Source organism: Variovorax ginsengisoli (genome assembly GCF_030486595.1).
Classification (GTDB): domain Bacteria; phylum Pseudomonadota; class Gammaproteobacteria; order Burkholderiales; family Burkholderiaceae_C; genus Variovorax; species Variovorax ginsengisoli_B.
In genome coordinates, this window is record NZ_JAUJZH010000001.1 from 344009 (window position 1) to 364484 (window position 20476).

Below are 20476 nucleotides of genomic sequence, written 5' to 3' on the forward strand. Positions count from 1 at the left end.
TCTGATCAGTTGAGGACAGAGCAAAAACTGCTGCGCAGTTTCTTGGTCTGTCCCGCAATGTCTCAATAATTCTTCTTCAAGTCCATGCCGGCGTACAACTGGCCGACCTGGGCCTCGTAGCCGTTGAACATCTGGGTCTTTGCGCGCTTGGCGAACAGCCCCCCGCCGTCGCCGATGCGCCGCTCGGTCGCCTGGCTCCAGCGCGGGTGGTCGACGTTCGGATTGACGTTGGAATAGAAGCCGTACTCGTTGGCCGCGGCCTTGTTCCAGGCCGTGCCCGGCTCCTTCTCGACGAAGCGGATCTTGACGATTGACTTGGCGCTCTTGAAGCCGTACTTCCAAGGCACCACGATGCGCACCGGGGCGCCGTTCTGGTTCGGCAGCACCTCGCCGTACATGCCGAAAGTCAGCAAGGTCAGCGGATGCATCGCCTCGTCCATGCGCAGGCCCTCGGCATAGGGCCAGTCGAGCACGCGCGAGCCGACGAAGGGCATGGTCTTGGGATCGGCCAGCGTCAGGAACTCGACGTACTTGGCATTGCCCTGCGGCTCGACCTTCTTGATCAGTTCCGACAGCGAATAGCCGACCCACGGGATCACCATCGACCACCCCTCGACGCAGCGCAGGCGGTAGATGCGCTCTTCCTGGGCGCTGAGCTTGAGCAGGTCCTCGATGCCGTACTTGCCGGGCTTCTTGACCAGTCCTTCGACCTCGACGGTCCAGGGCCGGGTCTTCAGGGTGCCGGCGTTCTTCACGGGGTCGCCCTTGTCGGTGCCGAACTCGTAGAAGTTGTTGTAGCTGGTGGCGTCCTTGTAGTCGGTCAGCTTTTCCATCGTCTGGGCGCCAGGCACCGCCGATTTCGCGCCCGCGAGCGGCGCCAGCTTGCCCGGTGCCGCCGCCTGCGCCAGTGCGTCGCGCGCCGCCCAGGAAGCCATGGCCGCGCCGGCGACACCGCCGGCCATCCAGCGCAGCATGTCGCGCCGGCCTTCGTAGACGCCCTTGGGCGTGATCTCGCTCGAACGCGGGTGGAGGAAGCCGTCGTCGCGGGAATGAATCAACATGAAATGCCTTTCGCCTGAAAACGCTCAGTCAGGGGGAGTTCGTTGCCGATGCCGATCCGGTTACGCGCAAAGCACGCCCCCGGATCATTCCACGCGCAAGAGACCGCGCTAGAGCGTGCCGTAGCTGTGCAGCCCGCTCAGGAACATGTTGACGCCGAGGAACGCGAAGGTGGTGACGGCCAGGCCGCCGAGCGCCCACCAGGCCGCCACAGTGCCTCGGAGGCCCTTCACGAGCCGCATGTGCAGCCAGGCCGCGTAGTTGAGCCAGACGATCAGCGCCCAGGTCTCCTTCGGGTCCCAGCTCCAGTAGCCGCCCCAGGCATCGGCCGCCCACAGCGCGCCCAGCACGGTGGCGATGGTGAAGAAGGCGAAGCCGACCGTGATCGACTTGTACATCACGTCGTCGAGCACCTCGTTGGCCGGCAGCCGCGCCGCGATGCGCTTGCGGCCCATCAGGATGCCGGCGGCGATCAGCGCCGAGATCGCGGCATAGCCGACCCAGTAGCTGCCGCCAGCCTCCTGCACGCGCTGGCGGAACGCCACCGGCACGAAGCACAGCGCCACGCCGAGCAGCCAGATCGGCGTCAGCTTGTACCAGCGGGTCTCGGCGGCCTGCTCCTTGATCAGGTAGGCGAAGGCCACCATGGCGGCAAGCGAGAAGGTGCCGTAGCCGATGAAGTTGGCCGGCACGTGCAGCTTCATCCACCAGCTCTGCAGCGCCGGCACCAGCGGCTGGATCTCGTGGGCGTCGCGCACCAGCGTGTACCAGAGCAGGAAACCGACCGCGGCGCTGACCACCAGCATCACGAAGGCACCCAGCGCGCGGGTGCGATAGCGCCATTCGAAATACAGGTAGAAGGTGGCGGTGAGCCAGCAGAAGAGGACGAACACCTCGTACAGGTTGCTGACCGGGATGTGGCCGATGTCGGGGCCGAGCTGGTGGCTCTCGTACCAGCGCACCATGGTGCCGATCAGCGCCATCGTGACCGCGGCCCAGGCCAGCCGCGAGCCGATCAGGTCCATGGCGTCGCCCTGCCGGCCGCTGAAGAAACCGATCCAGTAGAAGATCGTACTCATGAAGAACAGCATGCTCATCCAGAGGATGGCCGACTGGCTCGACAGGAAGTACTTGAGCCAGAAGACGCTGTCGGCCCGCGCCAGGTCGCCCTGGTAGGACGCGATGGCCAGCAGCGCGGCGGCCGCGACCACGATCGCCAGCACCCGCAGCGGCCGCCAGAACCAGCCCAGCCAGACGGCGGCGGGCACGGCCGCCACCAGGATAGTCTGCTCGTAGTAGTCCATCGCACCGTGGTAGCGCGAGAAGGCGAAGACGGCGCCCGCCAGCACCAGCAGCGCAAACACCCAGTCGAGGGCGTTGCGGCGGGAGAGCCAGCTGTCGTTGAGAGTAAGCGTGGTGGTCGTCATGACGCGGTGTCTTTCGTGATGGCGAGCAGCTTGTGCTTCAGGTGCTCGAATTCGCGGTCGCTGTCGATGGTCTTGCGGTTGACCGAGAAAGCCAGGGTCGCCGCCGTGCCCCGGGCGTCGTCGCCGTCCTTCGCGAGCCACACCCAGAGCCGGCGCTCGCGCACGTACAGCATCGCAAAAATGCCCACGATCAGCAACAGACAGCCCAGATAGACGATGTTCTTGCCAGGGGCTCGTGCGACCTGGAAGACGCTGGCCTGGACCTGCTTGAAGTCGGTCATCATCATCGCGACCGGCGCCGGATAAAAGTGGGCGTCGCTGATCGCCAGCACCGCCTGCGTGAGGAAGAGCTGCGATTTCTCGTCGGGCGGCATGGCGGCCAGGCCGGCCTGCTCGCGGCTCAGGTTGAGCACCTCGAACAGCACGTCGTTGAGGATGCGCACCAGCACGGCGGCCGCGCGTTCGCGCTCGGCCTCGGGCACGTTGGCTTCCATGAACTCGGCCACCGCCTGCCAGCCGCCGCTGCTGACCGCATCGACCTTGGCGCGCTCGGTGCCCGCGAACAGGGCCAGCGCCCGGGCCGCGGAGGCGCGCAGCTGGGCGGCCAGTTCGGGCCGCTTGGGATCGGTGGCGCGCGCGATGTAGCGGTCGAGGGCGCGGTCGCGCAACTTGGCATCGGCCAGGGCGGCGCGCATGCGCACGAAGCCTTCCATCGAGCCTTGCTCGTCGGCCGGCACGCGCAGGTAGCGGAAGGGGTCCTCCGGCCGCTCGCGCACCCCGAGCAGGAACACCGGCTGACCATCCCCGGTATCGACCGGCACCATGTAGTTCTGGAACTCGCGCGCCTGCCCCGAAGCGTCGCGCAGCTTGTAGCCGATGCTGGGGCCGATGTTGCGCAGCACCTTGGGCTTGTTGGTCTTGTTGGCCGCCCCCAGGCGCGACTCGAGGTCGTGCCGCAGGTCGACCTTGCGGACGTCGGCGCCGCTGGTCATGGCGCCGCCGCCGTCGGCGAAGTTCTCGACGTTGATGACGCGCAGCGCCACCAGCTCGAGCGTGAGCCGGTCGTTGCCGTTGGTGATCTCGCTGCTGCCGCCGATGGTGCCGTCGATCTCGAAGGGCTTGGCGGCCGCGCCCATCGGCACCGCCTTGAGCTTCACGCTGGAGCCGCCGTCGTCGAAGCTCGACTGGTAGATCTCGACGCCCTTGTAGCTGGCCGGGTGGTTGACCTCGATGCGCTTGGGCAGCTGCTCGCCGGTCTCGCGGTCGTGCAGCACCACTTCGCTGGCGAACAGCTTGGGCATGCCGGTCGAGTAGTACTCGACGATGAACTTCTTGAGCTCGATCGAGAACGGAAGGTCCTGGAGCAGCACGCCGTCGGCCTGGTTCAGGATCGCGACGCTGGATTGCGCGCCCTCGGGCACCAGGATGTTGCCGCGGAAGGTCGGGTTGCGCGGCGACAGCCGATGCTCGGGCGCCACGTCCTTGATCAGGCCGCCGCCGGTGTAGACGCTCTTGCCGTTGAACCAGGTCTGGGCCCGCACGACGAGGTCGCCGTCGAACAGGCCGCCGATGCAGACCAGCACGATCGCCCCGTGGGCGGCGATGTAGCCGAGCTTGTGGGCCCCGCCGGCGCGCGCGGCGACCATCCAGCCCTGGCTCTGCCCTTCGGCCTCGCGGTGCTGCAGCTTGACTTTCCAGCCGCCGCCGGCCAGCAGCTCGCCGATGCGCTTGGCGGCGCTGTCGGGCGTCTCGGCCAGCACGGCCTCGGCGCGCTGTCCGAAGGCCTTCAGGCTCTGGGCCCGAATGCCTTCCTTCACGGTCTTCAGGTCGCGCAGGATATGCGGCGTGTTGCGCGCGATGCACAGCGAGGTGCTGACCACCAGGAACAGCAGGATCAGCAGGAACCACCAGGCGCTGTAGATGGAGTCGAGCCTGGCGGCGCGGAACAGCTCGGCCCAGAAGGGGCCGAACTGGTTCACGTAGTTGCCGGCCGGTTCGTGCTGCTTGAGCACGGTGCCGATGATCGAGGCGATGCAGATGATGGTCAGCAGCGCGATCGCGAAGCGCATCGACGAGAACAGCTCCACCGCCGCGCGGACCGCGTGGGGGCCGCGGCGGACGCGAAGGCCGTGGGTGGAGACTGACATCGGTGCGAGGCGTGGAAAGCAAACAAGGCGGGCCATCCTGCCGGATGGACCCGCCTTGTTAGGAGTTTGTTATTGGCGGTTGGTTCAGGCTTGGAGGCCCGGCGTTCAGCGCAGGCCGGCGATGTAGTCGGCGACCGCGGTGATTTCCTTGTTGCTGAGCTTGGCCGCCACCCCGGTCATGACCGGCGAATTGAGGCGGGTGCCTTCGCGGAACAGGGTCAGCTGCTGCGCAGTGTATTCGGCGTGCTGGCCGCCCAGGCGCGGGTACTGGGCCGGGATGCCGGCGCCGTTCGGGCTGTGGCAGCCGGCGCAGGCCGGGATCTGGCGATCGGCGATGCCGCCGCGGAAGATCCGCTCGCCCAGGCCGACCAGGTCCTTCTCCTTGGCGAAGCCCGGCTTGATCTTTTTCGAGGTCACGAACCAGGCGATGTTGCGCATGTCGTCGTCCGACAGCGCCGTGGCCATGGGCTTCATGATTGCGCTCTTGCGCTTGCCGGACTTGAAGTCCTGCAGTTGCTTGAGGATGTATTCGGGGTGCTGCTGCGCCAGCTTGGGGTTCGCCGCGATGGCCGAATTTCCGTCCGCGTTGTGGCACGAGGCACAGCTCTGGCTGTTTGCCGGCGTGGCATTGAAGACCGTATCGCCCTTGGCGGGGTCGGGCTTCGGTGCCTTGGCGGGCGCCTCGGCAGCCGGCTTTGCAGCGGGCTCGTCAGCCGCGAAGCTGGCACTGGCGGCGGCGCCCAACAGGGCTGCAAGCAGAAATTTGGCAAACAACTTCATATCGGGGGCTTGGATTTATGGCGCAAAACCCGGCGATTCTACAATGGCGCCCCGTACCGAAAGCCCATCGATGACCACCCCGCCGCGGAAGCCCGCCGCCAGCTACTCCCGCAAAGCGACCACCGTCGACCCCCAGGCGGCCGAACGCGCCCGTGTGGCGCGCGGCTGGCTGCACACTGCCCACTTCCTCACGAGCGCCCCCCAGCTCGAGCATCTGCCGACCTTCGACCTGCCCGAGATCGCCTTCGTCGGCCGCTCGAATGCCGGCAAGTCGACCGCCATCAATACCCTGACCCAGCAGACCCGGCTGGCCTTCGCCTCGAAGACACCGGGCCGGACCCAGCACATCAACCTGTTCGGCGTCGGCAAGCAGAAGGTCGACGACGCCGTGCTCGCCGACCTGCCCGGCTATGGCTATGCGGCCGTGCCCAAGGAGGCCAAGCTGCGCTGGCAGCGCGTGATGGGCAACTACCTGATGACCCGTCCGAACCTGCGCGGCGTGGTGCTGATGTGCGATCCGCGCCACGGCCTGACCGAGCTCGACGACATCCTGCTCGACGTGATCCGGCCGCGGGTCGAGCAGGGGCTCAAGTTCCTGGTGCTGCTCACCAAGTCGGACAAGCTCACGCGTTCGGACGGCGCCAAGGCGCTGTCGATTGCGCGACTGCAGGCCGGCGGCGGCGAGGTCAAACTGTTCTCGGCCCTGAAGCAGCACGGCGTGGACGAGGCGGCCGAGCTGCTGTGGCGCTGGGCGCACCCGGAAGACGGGCAGCCCGCGCCGCCTTCCGAGCCGGCATCCGAGCAAGCCCCCATCGACGAGCAGCCCTGAATCCGGCGCTGGCCTCCTCGCCGCATGGACAACGAAGGAGACAGCCTGTGATCGAGACTTTCGCCCGCGCACTGCCGAACGGCACCACCCTGAGCTGCCGCGCGGCCGGCGCGCCCGGCCGGCCGCTGATGGTGTTCCTGCACGGCTTTCCCGAGGCCGCGTTCATCTGGGACGAACTGCTCGAGCACTTCGCCGCGCCCGAGCACGGCGGCTTCCGCTGCATCGCACCGAACCTGCGCGGCTTCGAACAGTCCAGCGCACCCACCGAGGTCTCGGCCTACCGGGCCCACCTCCTGGTGCAGGACCTCGCCGAACTGGCGGCCAGCGAGAACCCGGCCGGCCGCATCGAGGTGCTGGTGGCGCACGACTGGGGCGGCGCCTTCGGCTGGGGTTTCGGCAATCGGCACGGCGACCGGCTGGGACGCCTGGTGATCATCAACTCGCCGCATCCCGGCACCTTCGCCCGCGAGCTGCAGAACAACCCGGACCAGCAGGCCGCGAGCGCCTACATGAACTTCCTGGCCCGGCCGGATGCCGAGGCGCTGCTGGCGGCCGACGACTACCGCCGCATGTGGCCCATGTTCCTCGGCATGAAGGCCGGCGCCGATGGCTTCGGCTGGCTCACGGAGCCGGTCAAGGACCAGTACCGCAAGGTCTGGGATGCGGGCCTCACGGGCGCCTGCAACCTGTATCGCGTCACGCCGTTGAAGCCGGCCCTGCCCGGCCAGCCGGCGCCCGCGATGCCGGACCTGCCCCACGACAAGCTCACGGTCGCCGCACCCACCCTGGTCCTGTGGGCGCTCGACGACAAGGCGCTGCTGCCCGGGCTGCTGGACGGCCTGGAGGACTACGTGCCGAAGCTTGAGATCGTCCGGGTGCCGGGCGCCACGCACTGGGTGGTGCATGAGCAGCCCCGGTTTGTCGTCGGCGAGATCGAGGCCTTCCTGCGCCGCTCCTGATCAACTGCCGCGCAGTTTCTTGGCCTGTCCCGCAAAGTCCTAGTAGACAGGACGCTCGCCTTCCGGCCGGGTCTTGAAGCGCCGATGGACCCAGTAATACTGCGACGGCATGGTGTCGATGTAGCCCTGCAGGCGCTGGTTCATGAGGGCGGTGTCGGCCACCGCGTCATCGCTCGGGAAGTCTTTCCAGGCCGGCAGCACCTCGATCTCGTAGCCGTCGGGGGTGAGCTTCGAGACCACCGGCACCACCTTGGCCCGCCCCAGCCGCGCGAAGCGCGACAGCGAGGGCACGGTGGCCGCCTGCACGCCGTAGAAGGGCACGAACACCGTCTGGTCGCGGCCGAAGTCCATGTCCGGCAGCAGGTACAGCAGGCCGCCCTTGCGCAGACCGGCGACGATCGGCTTGATGCCGTCCACCCGGTTCAGCGTGATCACGTTGCCGAAGCGCTTGCGGCCCTCGCTGACCCACTGGTCGATCATCGGATCGCGCTGCGTGGTGTAGATGGTGGTCGATGGCCGGTCGGTGTGCATCGTGAGCGCCGTGGCGGCCGCGTCGAGGCCGTAGAAATGCGGCGCGAACAGGATCATCGGCTCGTGGCCGTGGGCGATCTCCTCGATCACGTCGGCCGCGCCCACGACCTTGAGGCGGCGCGCCACCACCGCCTCCGGCGCATGCCAGAGCCAGCTGCGGTCGAACCAGGACTGCGCCACGTAGACGAATGTCTGTCGCGCCATGCGGCGCCGTTCGGCCTCCGACCGGGTCGGAAAGCACAGCGCCAGGTTGGTGTCGACCACGCGCCGCCGCGGCACCGCCAGCACGTGCAGCACGCGCCCGAGCACCGCCCCGAAGCCGCGCACGAGCGGGAACGGCACGTGCGCCAGTGCGCGCATGAAGCCGATGCCGAGCTTCGAAGTGAGCTTGCTCATGTCGCCGCCTCCACCGCCGCCTCGGCGCGCGGCTGCTTGTAGCGGGCGTAGTCCCAGACGTATTGCCCCGGCAGGGCGCGGATCAGCTTCTCGATGCCTTCGTTCATCGCCGTGGCGGCGGCCTCCGGCGTGGCCTTGGGGTCGCTCATCGCGGTGCCGTCGAAGGGCACGAAACGGATCGCATAGCCGGCGCCGCGCGGCAGCCGCTCGCAGACACCGAGGAAGACCCGGGCACCGGTCTGCTGCGCCAGCCGCGGCAGCAGGGTCATCGTGTAGGCCGGCCGGCCCAGGAACGGTGCCCAGACCCCCTGGCCCAGCGGCGGCACCTGGTCCGGCAGCAGCCCGGTGTAGCCGCCGCCGCGCAGCGTTCGGATCAGGCCCCGCACGCCGGAGACGGTGGTCGGCAGGGTCTGCAGGCCGGGACGGTCGCGCGAACCGGCGATCAGGTCGGCCATGAATTTCTTGCGCGCCGGCCGGAACAGCGCCGTGATCGGACCGTAGTCCTTGAAGAAGCGCTCGCCCACCGCCTGGCCGAAGGTTTCCCAGCTGCCCAGGTGCGGCGACACCAGGATCACGCCCTTGCGCGCGGCCAGCGCGGCCTCGAAGGCCTCGATGCCGTCCCAGCGCACGATGTGCGGCAAAAGGCTCTCGTCGCGCGGACGGGCCCAGACCCAGGGCAGCTCGCCGACCATGGCGCCGGCGGCGGCGATCGCGGGGCGGTACTGCGCCGGCGTGAAGCCCGCCGCCTCGGCGTTCTCGCGGAAACGGCGGCGGTAGTCGGGTGCGAACCACCAGACCAGCCAGCCCAACCAGCCGCCCACCGCATGCATCACGGGCAGCGGAACACGAGCGAGCAATCTGAACAAGGCAATCATCGAAGCATGGGGATGGACATGGACGCGCGCGCAGGGTACAGCGCGGCTCGGATAGAATGCAAATTGTCGCCGAGTTATGGAACTACTTGCAGGGCGACGTTAAACACCACTGCTAAAGCGTTCGCCAGAGCTCCGAAACGGGTTGGCAACGCGCCAATTGACCTGCTGCTACGGAGTTTGAAACACATGGCGAACGATTTCCTCTTTACTTCCGAATCCGTCTCCGAAGGCCATCCCGACAAGGTGGCCGACCAGATCTCGGACGCGATCCTCGACGCGATCTTCGAACAGGACCCGCGCTCGCGCGTGGCCGCCGAGACGCTGACCAACACCGGCCTGGTGGTGCTCGCGGGCGAGATCACGACCAACGCGCACGTTGACTACATCCAGGTGGCGCGCGACACCATCAAGCGCATCGGCTACGACAACACCGACTACGGCATCGACTACAAGGGCTGCGCCGTGATGGTCTGCTACGACAAGCAGTCCAACGACATCGCCCAGGGCGTCGACCACGCCAGCGACGACCACCTCAACACCGGCGCCGGCGACCAGGGCCTGATGTTCGGCTACGCCTGCGACGAGACGCCCGAGCTGATGCCCGCGCCGATCTACTACGCCCACCGGCTGGTCGAGCGCCAGGCCCAGCTGCGCAAGGACGGCCGCCTGCCCTTCCTGCGTCCCGACGCCAAGAGCCAGGTCACGATGCGCTATGTCGACGGCAAGCCGCACAGCATCGACACCGTGGTGCTCTCGACCCAGCACCACCCCGACCAGAGCGAGACGCCGACCAAGATGAAGGCCTCGTTCGTCGAGGCCGTGATCGAGGAGATCATCAAGCCAGTGCTGCCCAAGGAGTGGCTCAAGGAGACCCGCTACCTGATCAACCCGACCGGCCGCTTCGTCATCGGCGGCCCGCAGGGCGACTGCGGCCTGACCGGCCGCAAGATCATCGTCGACACCTACGGCGGCGCCTGCCCGCACGGCGGCGGCGCGTTCTCGGGCAAGGACCCGAGCAAGGTCGACCGCTCGGCCGCCTATGCCGCGCGCTACGTGGCCAAGAACATCGTGGCCGCCGGCCTGGCGCGCCAGTGCCAGATCCAGGTCGCCTACGCGATCGGCGTCGCCAAGCCGATGAACGTGACGGTCTACACCGAAGGCACCGGCGTCATCTCCGACGAGAAGATCGCCGCACTGGTTCAGGAGCATTTCGACCTGCGTCCCAAGGGCATCATCCAGATGCTCGACCTGCTGCGCCCGATCTACGGCAAGACGGCCGCCTACGGCCACTTCGGCCGCGAAGAGCCCGAGTTCACCTGGGAAAGCACGGCCAACGCGCAGGCGCTGCGCGCTGCCGCCGGCCTCTGATTCCTGTCGGGCATTGAGCCTCGCCGAGCCTGCGGATGCGCCTGCATTCGCAGGCTTTTTCTTTGGCACCGGGTCCTGGCACCCTCACGCCAGCAGCCTGTCCACCTCTTCGTCGCTGGTCTGCGTGAAGTCCTGGTACCAGAGGCCCACCGCACGAAAGTGCTCCGGCGTGAAGAGGCACACCACCTCGTCGGCCAGCGCGCTCAGGCTTTGCACGGCCTCGGTCGAAGCCACCGGCACGGCGACAATGACCTGCTTCGGGTAGCCCGCGCGCGCCGCCTGCACCGCGGCGCTCATGGTTGCACCGGTGGCGAGGCCGTCGTCCACCAGGATCAGGACGCGGCCGGCCAGATCGAGCGGCGGTCGTCCGCCGCGATAGCGCTGTTCACGCCGCACCAGCTCGGCCTGTTCACGCGCCACGACCGCTTCGAGCTCCCGTGCCGAGACCGGCCAGCCAGCGTCCGCCTCACCCATGACGCGCACGCCGCCGGATGCGATGGCGCCCATTGCATACTCTTCCTGGCCCGGAAAGCCCAGCTTGCGCACCACCAGCACGTCGAGTGGCGCACCGAGCGCGCGGGCCACTTCCCAGGCCACCGGAACGCCGCCGCGCGGCAGCGCCAGCACCAATACGCCGGGCCGCCCGCGCCAGGCTTCCAGTGCCTTGGCGAGCGCACGGCCAGCGTCGCGTCGATCCTTGAATTCCATGGACTTCTCCTTTCTGGCGACTCTCGAGGTCTCAGAAACGATACGCCGCGCTCAGCCCCATCGTCCAGTTGCGCCCCGGTGCCGGCTCGTAGTAGCGGGCATTGCCCTCGTTGACGATCACCGAGCCGATGTACTGGCGGTCGAACAGGTTGTCGATGCGCGCAAAGGCATTCAGGTCCCAGCGCTGCCACTGCATGACGTAGCCCGCGAACAGCGCGACCACCGCGTAGCCCGGTGCGCTCACCGTGTTGCGGTCGTTGGCCTCGATGCTCGAGAGCGCGCGCAGCTCGGTGCCGGCACGCCAGCCCTGGGGCGGCACCCAGCCGTAGGAGGCGAACAGCGCTTGCGGCGCGATGCCCGGAATCCGGTTGCCGGCCGGCACCAGGCCCGCCGCCGTGCACGGCACCGTGGCGCAGAAGGTGTCGCTGTAGCGGGCGTCGAGCCAGGTGTAGGCCAGCTGGGTGCGCCAGTGGTCCTCGGTCTCGTGCTGCCAGGCCAGCTCGAAGCCGTCACGCGTGGTGCGGCCTGCGTTCTGGAAAGTGGCGCGGCCGCCGATGTTGGTGGCGGTGACGATTTCGTCGCTGGTCCGGGTCTTGAACAGCGCCGCCGTGAGCAGGCCGCCCGCCAGGCGCGCCTTGGCGCCCACTTCGAGACTGTCGTTGACCGCCGGCTGCAGCGCGAAGTTGAGCCCGCCCCGCCCGTCGGGACGGTACGAGAGCTCGTTCAGCGTCGGCGTCTCGAAGCCTCGGCCCACCGAGGTGTAGAGGGCGAGGTCGCGCGTGGCCTCGTAGCGCAGCGACGCCACCGGCAGCGTCTCGGTGTAGCGCGCGCTGCCACTGTCGTTGCCGTTGGCGCCGACGATGTAGTGGTCTTGCGAATCGAAGTCCACGCTGCTGCGGCGCACGCCGGCCTCGAGCGTCCAGCGATCGGCGAAGCGCCAGTTGCCCTGTACGTAGGGGTCGAGGTTGTAGACCTCGTTGACCTCGTTGCGCCGCAACCGGCCCTGGACGCCCAGCACCGGCCGCGCGACCGGCCCCAGGAAGTTCTCATAGCCGGTGCGGTGCTCGCGCAACTTGTTGTATTCCAGCCCGGCGACGAGCTCGAACGGCCGGTCGGCCAGCCGCATCTGCGAGATCCAGCGCAGGTCGACCCCGCCAAAGTCGCGATCCAGCCCGATCACGCCGCCGGCGCTGGTCGGGCTCGACTGCGCGGAGGGCGGGATGGCCTGGTACTGCGAGGTCTTGCGCTCGCCGCCGTAGACCATCAGGCGCAGCGCGTTGTCGCCGTCGAGGCGGCGCTCGTAGGTCAGGCCGGCCTGCGTCTGGTCGACGCTCTTGCGGGTGTCGAACTGCGTCGCGACGGCCGCGCTGCGCCGGTTCAGCGCGTACTGCTCGGCCGTCAGCCCGAGCGGGTCCTGCGCATTCAGGTGCACGCTGTTGGCGACCAGCGTCAGTCGGCTGCCGTCGTCGAGCGCGAGGCCGAACTTGCCGTTGACGATGTCGCGATAGGCCGCGCTGTGGTCGCGGTAGCCGTCGGTCTCGAAGCGCCCGGCGCTCAGGAGGTAGTCGACCGCACCGGAGGAGCCGCTGGCCATGACCCCGGTACGGGTCGTGCCGAAGCTGGCCACGGCCATCGAGAAGCCGAGCCTGGGCGGCCCCTCTCCGGTCTCGGTGAAGGTCTGCACCACGCCGCCCGAGGAGTTGCCGTAGAGCGCCGAGAACGGGCCGCGCAGCACCTCGACATGGTCCACCGAGCCGATGTCGATGTTGGAGGTCTGGCCCTGGCCGTCGGGCAGGGTCGCGGGAATGCCGTCGACATACAGCCGCACGCCGCGCACGCCGAAGGTGGAGCGGGCGCCGAAGCCGCGGATCGAGATCTGCAGGTCCTGCGCGTAGTTCTGCCGGTTCTGTATCTGCAGCCCGGGCACGCCGCTCAGGCTTTCCGACAGGTTCACGCCGAGCCGGCTGTCGCGCATGGCCGCGCCCTCCACCCGGTCGACCGAGCCGGCGACATCGAAAAGGGGCGTCGGGCCGGCCGGTGTGGAGACCGTGATCTCGCCCAGCGTCGGTGCGCTTCCGGCGTCCCGGGCCTGATCCTCCTCTTGGGCCAGGGCCGGGAACCAGGCTGCGAGCAGGAGGCAAGCGGTGGGGGCGGCTGAGAATTTCATCGCGGCGATTCTGCGGTGCGCGCTTCGCCGCTCCCGGGTGGGCAACACCCTATGGCGCGGTCCGACGTGCTGAGCTGGATCGGCTCGATGCCCGACGTGACGCAACAATGCGGCCGGAGAGCTACGATCCGCGGGCCGTCCATCCGGGGCGGAACTCCTTCCGGTCGCCTTGCCGCGGTCTCCCCAATGCTGCTTCGCTGCCTGGTCCTCGCCCTCGCCTGCCTGCTGTCGGCCTGCGCCGGGCTGCCGGCCGTCCCCGCATCGCCCTATGTCCCGGCCATTGCGGCCTCGACATCCAACGAACTTGGCCGGCTCGCCGCGCCCTTCAACGGCTCGCCCGAGGGCCTGTCGGGCGCGCGGGTGCTGGCACAGGGCGCCTTCGCGCTGGACGCGCGGCTGGAGCTGATCCGGCGGGCCCAGGCCTCGCTCGACCTGCAGTACTACCTGCTGGGCAACGACAAGACCGGCAAGCTGATCCTGCGGGAACTGCGCGACGCCGCCCGGCGCGGGGTGCGGGTGCGGCTGCTGCTGGACGACTTCTACACGACCAAGCTGGACCCCCTCCTGCTCGGCCTGGCCACCTGGCCGAACGTGGAAATCCGGCTGTTCAACCCCTTCGTGGCCGGCCGCGACCATTCGGCCACCCGCTGGATGGGATTCGCGGCCGATTTCCGCCGGCTCAACCACCGCATGCACAACAAGCTCTTCATGGCCGACGGCGCCTTCGCGATCGTGGGCGGGCGCAACCTGGCGGACGAGTATTTCCTGCGCAGCGAGGGCGCCAACTTCATCGACCTCGACATGCTGCTGGCCGGACCGGTGGTGACCGACCTGCAGACCATCTTCGACAACTACTGGAACAGCGAGGTGGTCTACCCGCTGCACACCATCGTGCCGGCGATCGAATCGGCCGCCGAGCTGCGCGCCGAGTTCGACCGGCGGACCTCACGCAAGGAAGCGCCTCTGCCCCCCGCACCGCCCGAGACCGACATGTTCGGCGACCCGCCGCTCGGCAGCCTGATCGCCCAGGGCCGGTTCGAGATGATCCCGGCGCGGGCCAACGCGGTGTCGGACTCGCCGACCAAGGCGCTGCAGACCGACGACGGCGAGTGGGCCCGCGAACGCCGCCCCCCGACCGTGGCCGAGCGCATGCGGGTGCAGCTCGACCTGGCGCGCTTCAGCGTCGACATCGTGTCGCCCTACTTCCTGCCCGGCGAGGAAGGCATGGCGCAGCTCGCCCGGCTGCGCGCCCGCGACGTCCGCATCAGCGTCGCCACCAACTCGCTGGCCGACACCGACGAGCCGCTGGTCAACATCAACTACAACAACTACCGCGTCGAGATGCTCCGCCTCGGCGTACGCCTCTACGAAGTGAGCTCCGAGCAGATCAAGCGCAGCCTGAACCTGCGCAAGGTGTTTCGCCAGTCGCGCGGGCGCCTGCATGCCAAGCTGTCGCTGATCGACCGCGAGTGGTCGCTGATCGGCTCGCTCAACTTCGATCCCCGCTCGGCCCACATCAACACCGAACTCGGGGTGCGCCTGCAGAGCTTCGAGGTCGCGCACCGCCTGCTCGACGCCTACCAGGTCGACAATGTCGAAAGCGCGTACGAACTGCGGCTGAAACCCGGCACCGACCAGATCCAATGGGTCAGCACCGACGGCGAGAACGCGGTGTACGACGACGAGCCCGAGGCCAGCACGCTGGTGAAGATCAAGCTGCTGCTGTTCTCGTGGTTCGTGCCGAGCGACCTGCTCTAGGAGTTTGCGGATGCATGACATCGTCTTCTTGCTCGACGTCGACAACACGCTGCTCGACTTCGACGGCGTGCTCGACGACCTGCGCCGCCGCCTGGTCGACGACCTCGGCCCCGTGGGGGCCGAGCGCTACTGGCGCGGTTTCGAGGAACTGCGCGACGAACTCGGCTACACCGACTACCTGGGTGCGCTGCAACGCTATCGCCTGGGCGGGCCCGGCGCCGACATGAGCGATCCGCGGCTGCTGCGGATGGCGAGCTTCCTGCTCGACTACCCGTTCGCCGAACGGCTCTACCCCGGTGCCCTGCAAGTCATCGCGCACCTGCAGCGCTTCGGCCTGCCGGTGATCCTGTCGGATGGCGACGCGGTGTTCCAGCCGCGCAAGGTGCAGCGCTCGGGCCTGTGGCAGGCGGTCGATGGGCGGGTGCTGATCTACATCCACAAGGAACTGATGCTCGATGCGGTGCAGGAGCGCTATCCGGCCCGCCGCTACGTGATGATCGACGACAAGCCGCGCATCCTCTCGGCGATGAAGGCCGGATGGGGCGAACGGCTGACGACGGTCTTTCCGCGCCAGGGCCAGTACGCGCTCGCCCCGCAGGCGTTTGCCGGTCATCCGGCTCCCGACATCACCATCGAGCGCATCGTCGAACTGCGCCAATGGCCCATCCTTTGAGACACTTGGACATCGACCAGGAGCTTTCATGGCCTCACGACTCAGCCCTCTTGCCGGCCAGCCGGCGCCCCCGGACAGCCTCGTCGACGTCGACGCGCTGCTCGCCGCCTATCTCGCCGAGCGCCCCGACCCGGGGGTCGCGACCGAACGCGTCGCCTTCGGCACCTCGGGCCATCGCGGCTGCGCCTTCGAGCGTTCGTTCAACGAATGGCACGTGCTGGCGATGACCCAGGCGATCTGCGACCACCGCCGGGCCCAGGGCATCGACGGGCCGCTCTACCTCGGCATCGACACGCACGCGCTGTCGGCCCCCGCGGCGGCCAGCGCGCTCGAGGTGCTGGCCGCCAACGGCGTCGAGGTGATGCTGGCCAGCGGCGACGAATACACGCCGACACCCGCGCTGTCGCATGCCATCCTCACCTACAACCGCGGCCGCACCAGCGGGCTGGCCGACGGCATCGTGGTCACGCCGTCGCACAATCCGCCGCGCGACGGCGGCTTCAAGTACAACCCGCCCAATGGCGGACCGGCCGGCCAGGACATCACGGGCCCGGTGCAGGAGGCGGCCAATGGCTTCCTCGAGAAAGGGCTCGCGGGCGTGCGCCGGATGCCGCACGAGCGGGCCCTGAAGGCCGCCACCACGCACCGCCATGACTTCGTGGCGGCCTACGTCGGCGACCTGGACAACGTGATCGACATGGCCCTGATCCGCGAAGCGGGCGTGCGCATGGGCGTCGACCCGCTCGGCGGTGCCGGGGTCCACTACTGGGGCGCGATCGCCGAGCGCTACCGGATCGACCTCAGCGTGGTCAGCGAGACGGTCGATCCGCGCTTCGCCTTCATGACGCTCGACTGGGACGGCCAGATCCGCATGGACCCGTCGTCGACCTACGCGATGCAGCGGCTGCTCGACATCAAGGACCGCTTCGACGTCGGCGTGGCCTGCGACACCGACCACGACCGCCATGGCATCGTCACTCGCAGCGCCGGCCTGCTGCAGCCCAACCACTACCTGTCGGTCGCGATCGACTACCTGTTCCGCCACCGGCCGCAGTGGGGCGCCGATGCGGCGGTCGGCAAGACGGTGGTCTCGACGCGGCTGATCGATGCCCTGGCGAAGCGGCTCGGCCGCCGGCTCTACGAAGTGCCGGTGGGCTTCAAGTGGTTCGTGGACGGCCTGGTCGACGGCTCGCTCGGCTTCGTCGGCGAGGAAAGCGCCGGCGCCACCTTCCTGCGCCGCGACGGCTCGGTCTGGACCACCGACAAGGACGGCATCACCGCGGCGCTGCTGGCCGGCGAGATCACCGCCCGAACAGGCCGCGACCCCGGTGCGCTCTACGCCGAGCTGGCGAACGAGTTCGGCAGCCCGGTCTCGAACCGCATCGATGCGCCCGCCAGCCGTCAGCAGAAGAAACAGCTGTCGGCGCTGAGCCCGCAGCAGCTCCACGCCACCGAACTGGCCGGCGAGCCGATCGAGAGCGTGCTGAGCCATGCCCCGGGCAATGGCGGCGCGATCGGCGGCATCAAGGTGATCGCGCAGAACGGCTGGTTCGCCGCCCGGCCGTCGGGCACCGAGGACATCTACAAGATCTACGGCGAGAGCTTCCGCGGCGCCGAGCACCTGCAGCGGATCCTGGCCGAGGCCCAGACCATCGTCGACGCGGCGATCTCGCCGGCGCCGTGAAGGCACGACCGGCGGATGCAGCCGCCGGCCGTCGCCTACACCGAAGCCTTGGCGCCCGGTCTATGAACGGCTTTTCAGTTGCGGAGACCTCATGAATCTCGACTCGTTGATCAAGACCGTCAAGGAAGCAGACGCCAACCGGCCGGATCTGCCGGGCGAGCACCTGATCGTGCTGGGCGTCGGTCTGTTGCTCATGATGGCCACGGGCCGCAGCCGCTCGCTGATCGGCAAGGCGCTGATCGGCGCCGCGGCGGGCGCCTTCATCGGCCGCGCGGCCAGCGGCACCGGGGGCGTCGCCAGGCTGGCAGCGCTGCTTCGGCCCGGCGCCCCGCGGGGCTGAAACGGCCCGGCGCAATGCCGGACCACGGTCGGCGAGGCGTGCCTCGGTCCGCCAGTCGGACGAATTGCGCCCCGCGCCTCCCGGCATTCGGGCGGCCCCGGCGCGGCGGCGCGACGCGCCTGCAAAAACAGTCCCCCGCCTTGAAAAGCCAAAAAACACCCTTATGATTAGCACTCGTTGCAGTTGAGTGCTAACAGCGCCTTCTGCCCAACGATGTGGTATCGGCACAACGCCGACGCCCGAACCAAACCCGTTCCCATCAGGAGATGCAAGCAATGAAACTTCGTCCTTTGCACGATCGCGTGATCGTCAAGCGCATTGAAAGCGAAACCAAGACCGCCTCGGGCATCGTGATCCCCGACAACGCCGCCGAAAAGCCCGATCAGGGTGAAGTCCTGGCCGTCGGTCCTGGCAAGAAGAACGACAAGGGCGACCTGATCTCGATGAACATCAAGGTCGGCGACCGCGTCCTGTTCGGCAAGTACAGCGGCCAGACCGTCAAGGTCGATGGCGACGAACTGCTGGTGATGAAGGAAGACGACCTGTTTGCAGTCGTCGAGAAGTAAGCACTTCTCTCTTCAACCCCCAATCAACTGAATCTCGGAGAAATCTCATGGCAGCAAAAGACGTAGTCTTCGGCGGCGAAGCCCGCGCGCGCATGGTCGAAGGTGTGAACATCCTCGCCAACGCAGTCAAAGTGACCCTGGGCCCCAAGGGCCGCAACGTGGTGCTCGAGCGCTCCTTCGGCGCCCCCACCGTGACCAAGGACGGCGTGTCGGTCGCCAAGGAAATCGAACTCAAGGACAAGCTCCAGAACATGGGCGCCCAGCTCGTGAAGGAAGTGGCCTCCAAGACTTCTGACAACGCCGGTGACGGCACCACCACCGCGACCGTGCTGGCCCAGGCCATCGTTCGCGAAGGCTTCAAGCTGGTCGCCGCCGGCATGAACCCGATGGACCTGAAGCGCGGCATCGACAAGGCGGTCACCGCCCTGGTCGCCGAGCTGAAGAAGGCTTCGAAGGCCACCACCACCTCGAAGGAAATCGCGCAAGTCGGCTCGATCTCGGCCAACAGCGACGAAACCATCGGCAAGCTCATCGCTGACGCGATGGACAAGGTCGGCAAGGAAGGCGTGATCACCGTCGAAGACGGCAAGTCGCTCGACAGCGAACTCGACGTCGTCGAAGGCATGCAGTTCGACCGCGGCTACCTGTCGCCCTACTTCATCAACAACCCCGAAAAGCAATCCGCGATTCTGGACAACCCCTTCGTGCTGCTGTTCGACAAGAAGATCAGCAACATCCGCGACCTGCTCCCGACGCTGGAACAAGTCGCCAAGGCTGGCCGTCCGCTGCTGATCATTGCCGAAGAAGTCGAAGGCGAAGCCCTGGCGACCCTGGTCGTGAACACGATCCGCGGCATCCTGAAGGTCGTGGCCGTCAAGGCACCTGGCTTCGGCGACCGCCGCAAGGCCATGCTGGAAGACATCGCCATCCTGACGGGCGGCAAGGTCATCGCTGAAGAAGTGGGCCTGACCCTCGAGAAGGTGACCCTGGCCGACCTCGGCCAGGCCAAGCGCATCGAAGTGGGCAAGGAAAACACCATCATCATCGACGGCTCCGGCGCTGCCGGCGACATCGAAGCCCGCGTGAAGCAAGTGCGCGTGCAGATCGAAGAAGCGACCAGCGACTACGACCGCGAAAAGCTGCAAGAGCGCGTGGCCAAGCTGGCCGGCGGTGTTGCCGTGATCAAGGTCGGCGCTGCCACCGAAGTCGAAATGAAGGAAAAGAAGGCGCGCGTCGAAGACGCCCTGCACGCCACCCGCGCTGCAGTGGAAGAAGGCGTCGTGGCCGGCGGCGGCGTGGCACTGCTGCGTGCCAAGCAAGCCGTGGGCGACTCGCTCAAGGGCGACAACGCTGACCAGGACGCCGGCATCAAGCTGGTGCTCAAGGCCATCGAAGCGCCCCTGCGCGAGATCGTCAACAACGCCGGCGGCGAAGCCTCGGTGGTGGTGAACGCTGTGTTGGCCGGCAAGGGCAACTACGGCTTCAACGCCGCCAACGACACCTACGGCGACATGCTCGAACTGGGCATCCTGGACCCGACCAAGGTGACCCGCACCGCACTGCAGAACGCCGCTTCGGTGTCCTCGCTGCTACTGACGACCGAAGCCATGGTCGCCGACGCACCGAAGGATGAGGCCGGTGCCGGCGGCGGCGGCATGCCCGACATGGGCGGCATGGGTGGCATGGGCGGCATGGGCATGTAATCGGCCCCCGGCGCCAAGCCAATCAAAAAGCCCCGCAGCTTGCGCTGCGGGGCTTTTTTTCGTTCCGGTGGTGGCGCGGCTTCAGACGCCGGCCGGCATGGCGCCGGACGGCGGCCCGTAGGCGTTCGACTCGGGCTGGCTGGGCTGGACCATGAAATAGAGCAGCACCAGGGTGCCAATCACCGGCACCAGGCCGAGCAGCAGGAACCAGGCGCTGCGGCCCACGTCATGCAGGCGGCGCGCGCCGACCGCCAGCAGGGGCAGCAGGAAGGCCAGCACTACGAGGTAGTACAGGAACTCGTGGATGAAACCCGCCACGAAGGCCGAGATGACATAGGCCAGGATGAACCACCAGTATTCGGGCCGGGTCGCCCGGCCGGAAAACTCGACGTACTTGCGAAAGCAGGTCTGGACCGCCTGTTGAAAGTTCATGCGCAGCTCCTCTTGATGTTTTCCCACGGGACAACCCCGCAACCATCATATCGAGCAGCCTGCTCCGGGTGATG

General features: G+C 67.9%; 18 protein-coding genes. 9 read left to right on the plus strand and 9 right to left on the minus strand.

The genetic code is table 11. The annotated features are described in order from the left end of the window. Positions 1-62: 62 nt before the first annotated feature. The 4 genes from msrP to QZH52_RS01730 all read right to left on the minus strand — a co-directional run bounded on the left by msrP (position 63) and on the right by QZH52_RS01730 (position 5413). Entirely contained in the window at positions 63-1061 is a 999-nt protein-coding gene (gene msrP, locus QZH52_RS01715) for a protein-methionine-sulfoxide reductase catalytic subunit MsrP (RefSeq protein ID WP_286536335.1), read from the minus strand. A 108-nt stretch (positions 1062-1169) separates the two neighbouring features. Next, the gene (ccsB, locus tag QZH52_RS01720) at positions 1170-2486 is read right to left on the minus strand and encodes a c-type cytochrome biogenesis protein CcsB (protein ID WP_301802852.1); all 1317 of its coding nucleotides are present in this window, start codon (positions 2484-2486) and stop codon (positions 1170-1172) included. Continuing rightward, positions 2483-4633: a cytochrome c biogenesis protein ResB gene (locus QZH52_RS01725; RefSeq protein ID WP_301802853.1), complete on the minus strand. Its 2151-nt coding sequence runs from the start codon at positions 4631-4633 to the stop codon at positions 2483-2485. Before QZH52_RS01725 ends, ccsB begins: the two co-directional genes overlap by 4 nt. A gap of 105 nt (positions 4634-4738) precedes the next feature. Next, on the minus strand, positions 4739-5413 hold the full coding sequence (locus QZH52_RS01730) for a c-type cytochrome (RefSeq protein ID WP_286536337.1): 675 nt from the start codon (positions 5411-5413) through the stop codon (positions 4739-4741). A gap of 70 nt (positions 5414-5483) precedes the next feature. On the opposite strand from QZH52_RS01730, the gene yihA reads away from it, so the two are divergent. Then, positions 5484-6242: a ribosome biogenesis GTP-binding protein YihA/YsxC gene (yihA, locus tag QZH52_RS01735; protein WP_286536338.1), complete on the plus strand. Its 759-nt coding sequence runs from the start codon at positions 5484-5486 to the stop codon at positions 6240-6242. A gap of 47 nt (positions 6243-6289) precedes the next feature. Next, positions 6290-7201: an alpha/beta fold hydrolase gene (locus tag QZH52_RS01740; RefSeq protein WP_301802856.1), complete on the plus strand. Its 912-nt coding sequence runs from the start codon at positions 6290-6292 to the stop codon at positions 7199-7201. A 39-nt stretch (positions 7202-7240) separates the two neighbouring features. Here the strand turns inward: QZH52_RS01740 and QZH52_RS01745 are convergent, their stop codons facing one another. Next, positions 7241-8128: an LpxL/LpxP family acyltransferase gene (locus QZH52_RS01745; protein ID WP_301802857.1), complete on the minus strand. Its 888-nt coding sequence runs from the start codon at positions 8126-8128 to the stop codon at positions 7241-7243. After that, positions 8125-9003, minus strand: a complete 879-nt coding sequence (locus tag QZH52_RS01750; protein ID WP_286536341.1) for a lysophospholipid acyltransferase family protein — start codon at positions 9001-9003, stop codon at positions 8125-8127. Before QZH52_RS01750 ends, QZH52_RS01745 begins: the two co-directional genes overlap by 4 nt. A gap of 186 nt (positions 9004-9189) precedes the next feature. Here QZH52_RS01750 and metK point away from each other — a divergent pair, with 186 nt between their 5' ends. Then, entirely contained in the window at positions 9190-10371 is a 1182-nt protein-coding gene (gene metK, locus QZH52_RS01755) for a methionine adenosyltransferase (protein ID WP_286523542.1), read from the plus strand. 84 nt (positions 10372-10455) lie between these two features. On the opposite strand, the gene QZH52_RS01760 is transcribed toward metK, so the two are convergent. After that, positions 10456-11079, minus strand: a complete 624-nt coding sequence (locus tag QZH52_RS01760) for a phosphoribosyltransferase (RefSeq protein ID WP_301802859.1) — start codon at positions 11077-11079, stop codon at positions 10456-10458. A 31-nt stretch (positions 11080-11110) separates the two neighbouring features. After that, positions 11111-13246, minus strand: a complete 2136-nt coding sequence (locus QZH52_RS01765) for a TonB-dependent receptor (RefSeq protein WP_301802861.1) — start codon at positions 13244-13246, stop codon at positions 11111-11113. 186 nt (positions 13247-13432) lie between these two features. Here QZH52_RS01765 and QZH52_RS01770 point away from each other — a divergent pair, with 186 nt between their 5' ends. From QZH52_RS01770 to groL, 6 genes are all read left to right on the plus strand, one after another. Further along, complete coding sequence (locus QZH52_RS01770; RefSeq protein WP_301802864.1) at positions 13433-15004, plus strand: phospholipase D family protein; 1572 nt, start codon at positions 13433-13435, stop codon at positions 15002-15004. A gap of 10 nt (positions 15005-15014) precedes the next feature. Next, positions 15015-15677: an HAD family hydrolase gene (locus tag QZH52_RS01775; RefSeq protein WP_301802867.1), complete on the plus strand. Its 663-nt coding sequence runs from the start codon at positions 15015-15017 to the stop codon at positions 15675-15677. Positions 15678-15705: 28 nt separating this feature from the next. Next, positions 15706-17361, plus strand: coding sequence for a phosphoglucomutase (alpha-D-glucose-1,6-bisphosphate-dependent) (pgm, locus tag QZH52_RS01780; protein ID WP_301802869.1), 1656 nt, complete (start codon positions 15706-15708; stop codon positions 17359-17361). A 91-nt stretch (positions 17362-17452) separates the two neighbouring features. Then, the gene (locus QZH52_RS01785) at positions 17453-17701 is read left to right on the plus strand and encodes a hypothetical protein (RefSeq protein ID WP_286536347.1); all 249 of its coding nucleotides are present in this window, start codon (positions 17453-17455) and stop codon (positions 17699-17701) included. Between the two features lie 275 nt (positions 17702-17976). After that, positions 17977-18267 carry a co-chaperone GroES gene (gene groES, locus QZH52_RS01790; protein WP_286536348.1) on the plus strand — a complete coding sequence of 97 codons (291 nt, stop codon included), beginning with the start codon at positions 17977-17979 and terminating at the stop codon, positions 18265-18267. Between the two features lie 47 nt (positions 18268-18314). Next, on the plus strand, positions 18315-19970 hold the full coding sequence (groL, locus tag QZH52_RS01795) for a chaperonin GroEL (protein ID WP_286523554.1): 1656 nt from the start codon (positions 18315-18317) through the stop codon (positions 19968-19970). Between the two features lie 81 nt (positions 19971-20051). On the opposite strand, the gene QZH52_RS01800 is transcribed toward groL, so the two are convergent. Next, complete coding sequence (locus tag QZH52_RS01800) at positions 20052-20402, minus strand: DUF805 domain-containing protein (RefSeq protein ID WP_286523555.1); 351 nt, start codon at positions 20400-20402, stop codon at positions 20052-20054. Positions 20403-20476: the final 74 nt, after the last annotated feature.

Bases quoted from the DNA above. Each gene is read 5' to 3' on its own strand.
- QZH52_RS01750 (WP_286536341.1), bottom strand. From the start codon at position 9,003: ATGATTGCCTTGTTCAGATTGCTCGCTCGTGTTCCGCTGCCCGTGATG.
- QZH52_RS01785 (WP_286536347.1), top strand. From the start codon at position 17,453: ATGAATCTCGACTCGTTGATCAAGACCGTCAAGGAAGCAGACGCCAAC.
- ccsB (WP_301802852.1), bottom strand. From the start codon at position 2,486: ATGACGACCACCACGCTTACTCTCAACGACAGCTGGCTCTCCCGCCGC.
- groES (WP_286536348.1), top strand. From the start codon at position 17,977: ATGAAACTTCGTCCTTTGCACGATCGCGTGATCGTCAAGCGCATTGAA.
- QZH52_RS01800 (WP_286523555.1), bottom strand. From the start codon at position 20,402: ATGAACTTTCAACAGGCGGTCCAGACCTGCTTTCGCAAGTACGTCGAG.
- metK (WP_286523542.1), top strand. From the start codon at position 9,190: ATGGCGAACGATTTCCTCTTTACTTCCGAATCCGTCTCCGAAGGCCAT.
- QZH52_RS01725 (WP_301802853.1), bottom strand. From the start codon at position 4,633: ATGTCAGTCTCCACCCACGGCCTTCGCGTCCGCCGCGGCCCCCACGCG.
- QZH52_RS01730 (WP_286536337.1), bottom strand. From the start codon at position 5,413: ATGAAGTTGTTTGCCAAATTTCTGCTTGCAGCCCTGTTGGGCGCCGCC.
- QZH52_RS01745 (WP_301802857.1), bottom strand. From the start codon at position 8,128: ATGAGCAAGCTCACTTCGAAGCTCGGCATCGGCTTCATGCGCGCACTG.
- pgm (WP_301802869.1), top strand. From the start codon at position 15,706: ATGGCCTCACGACTCAGCCCTCTTGCCGGCCAGCCGGCGCCCCCGGAC.
- QZH52_RS01765 (WP_301802861.1), bottom strand. From the start codon at position 13,246: ATGAAATTCTCAGCCGCCCCCACCGCTTGCCTCCTGCTCGCAGCCTGG.
- yihA (WP_286536338.1), top strand. From the start codon at position 5,484: ATGACCACCCCGCCGCGGAAGCCCGCCGCCAGCTACTCCCGCAAAGCG.
- msrP (WP_286536335.1), bottom strand. From the start codon at position 1,061: ATGTTGATTCATTCCCGCGACGACGGCTTCCTCCACCCGCGTTCGAGC.
- groL (WP_286523554.1), top strand. From the start codon at position 18,315: ATGGCAGCAAAAGACGTAGTCTTCGGCGGCGAAGCCCGCGCGCGCATG.
- QZH52_RS01775 (WP_301802867.1), top strand. From the start codon at position 15,015: ATGCATGACATCGTCTTCTTGCTCGACGTCGACAACACGCTGCTCGAC.
- QZH52_RS01770 (WP_301802864.1), top strand. From the start codon at position 13,433: ATGCTGCTTCGCTGCCTGGTCCTCGCCCTCGCCTGCCTGCTGTCGGCC.
- QZH52_RS01760 (WP_301802859.1), bottom strand. From the start codon at position 11,079: ATGGAATTCAAGGATCGACGCGACGCTGGCCGTGCGCTCGCCAAGGCA.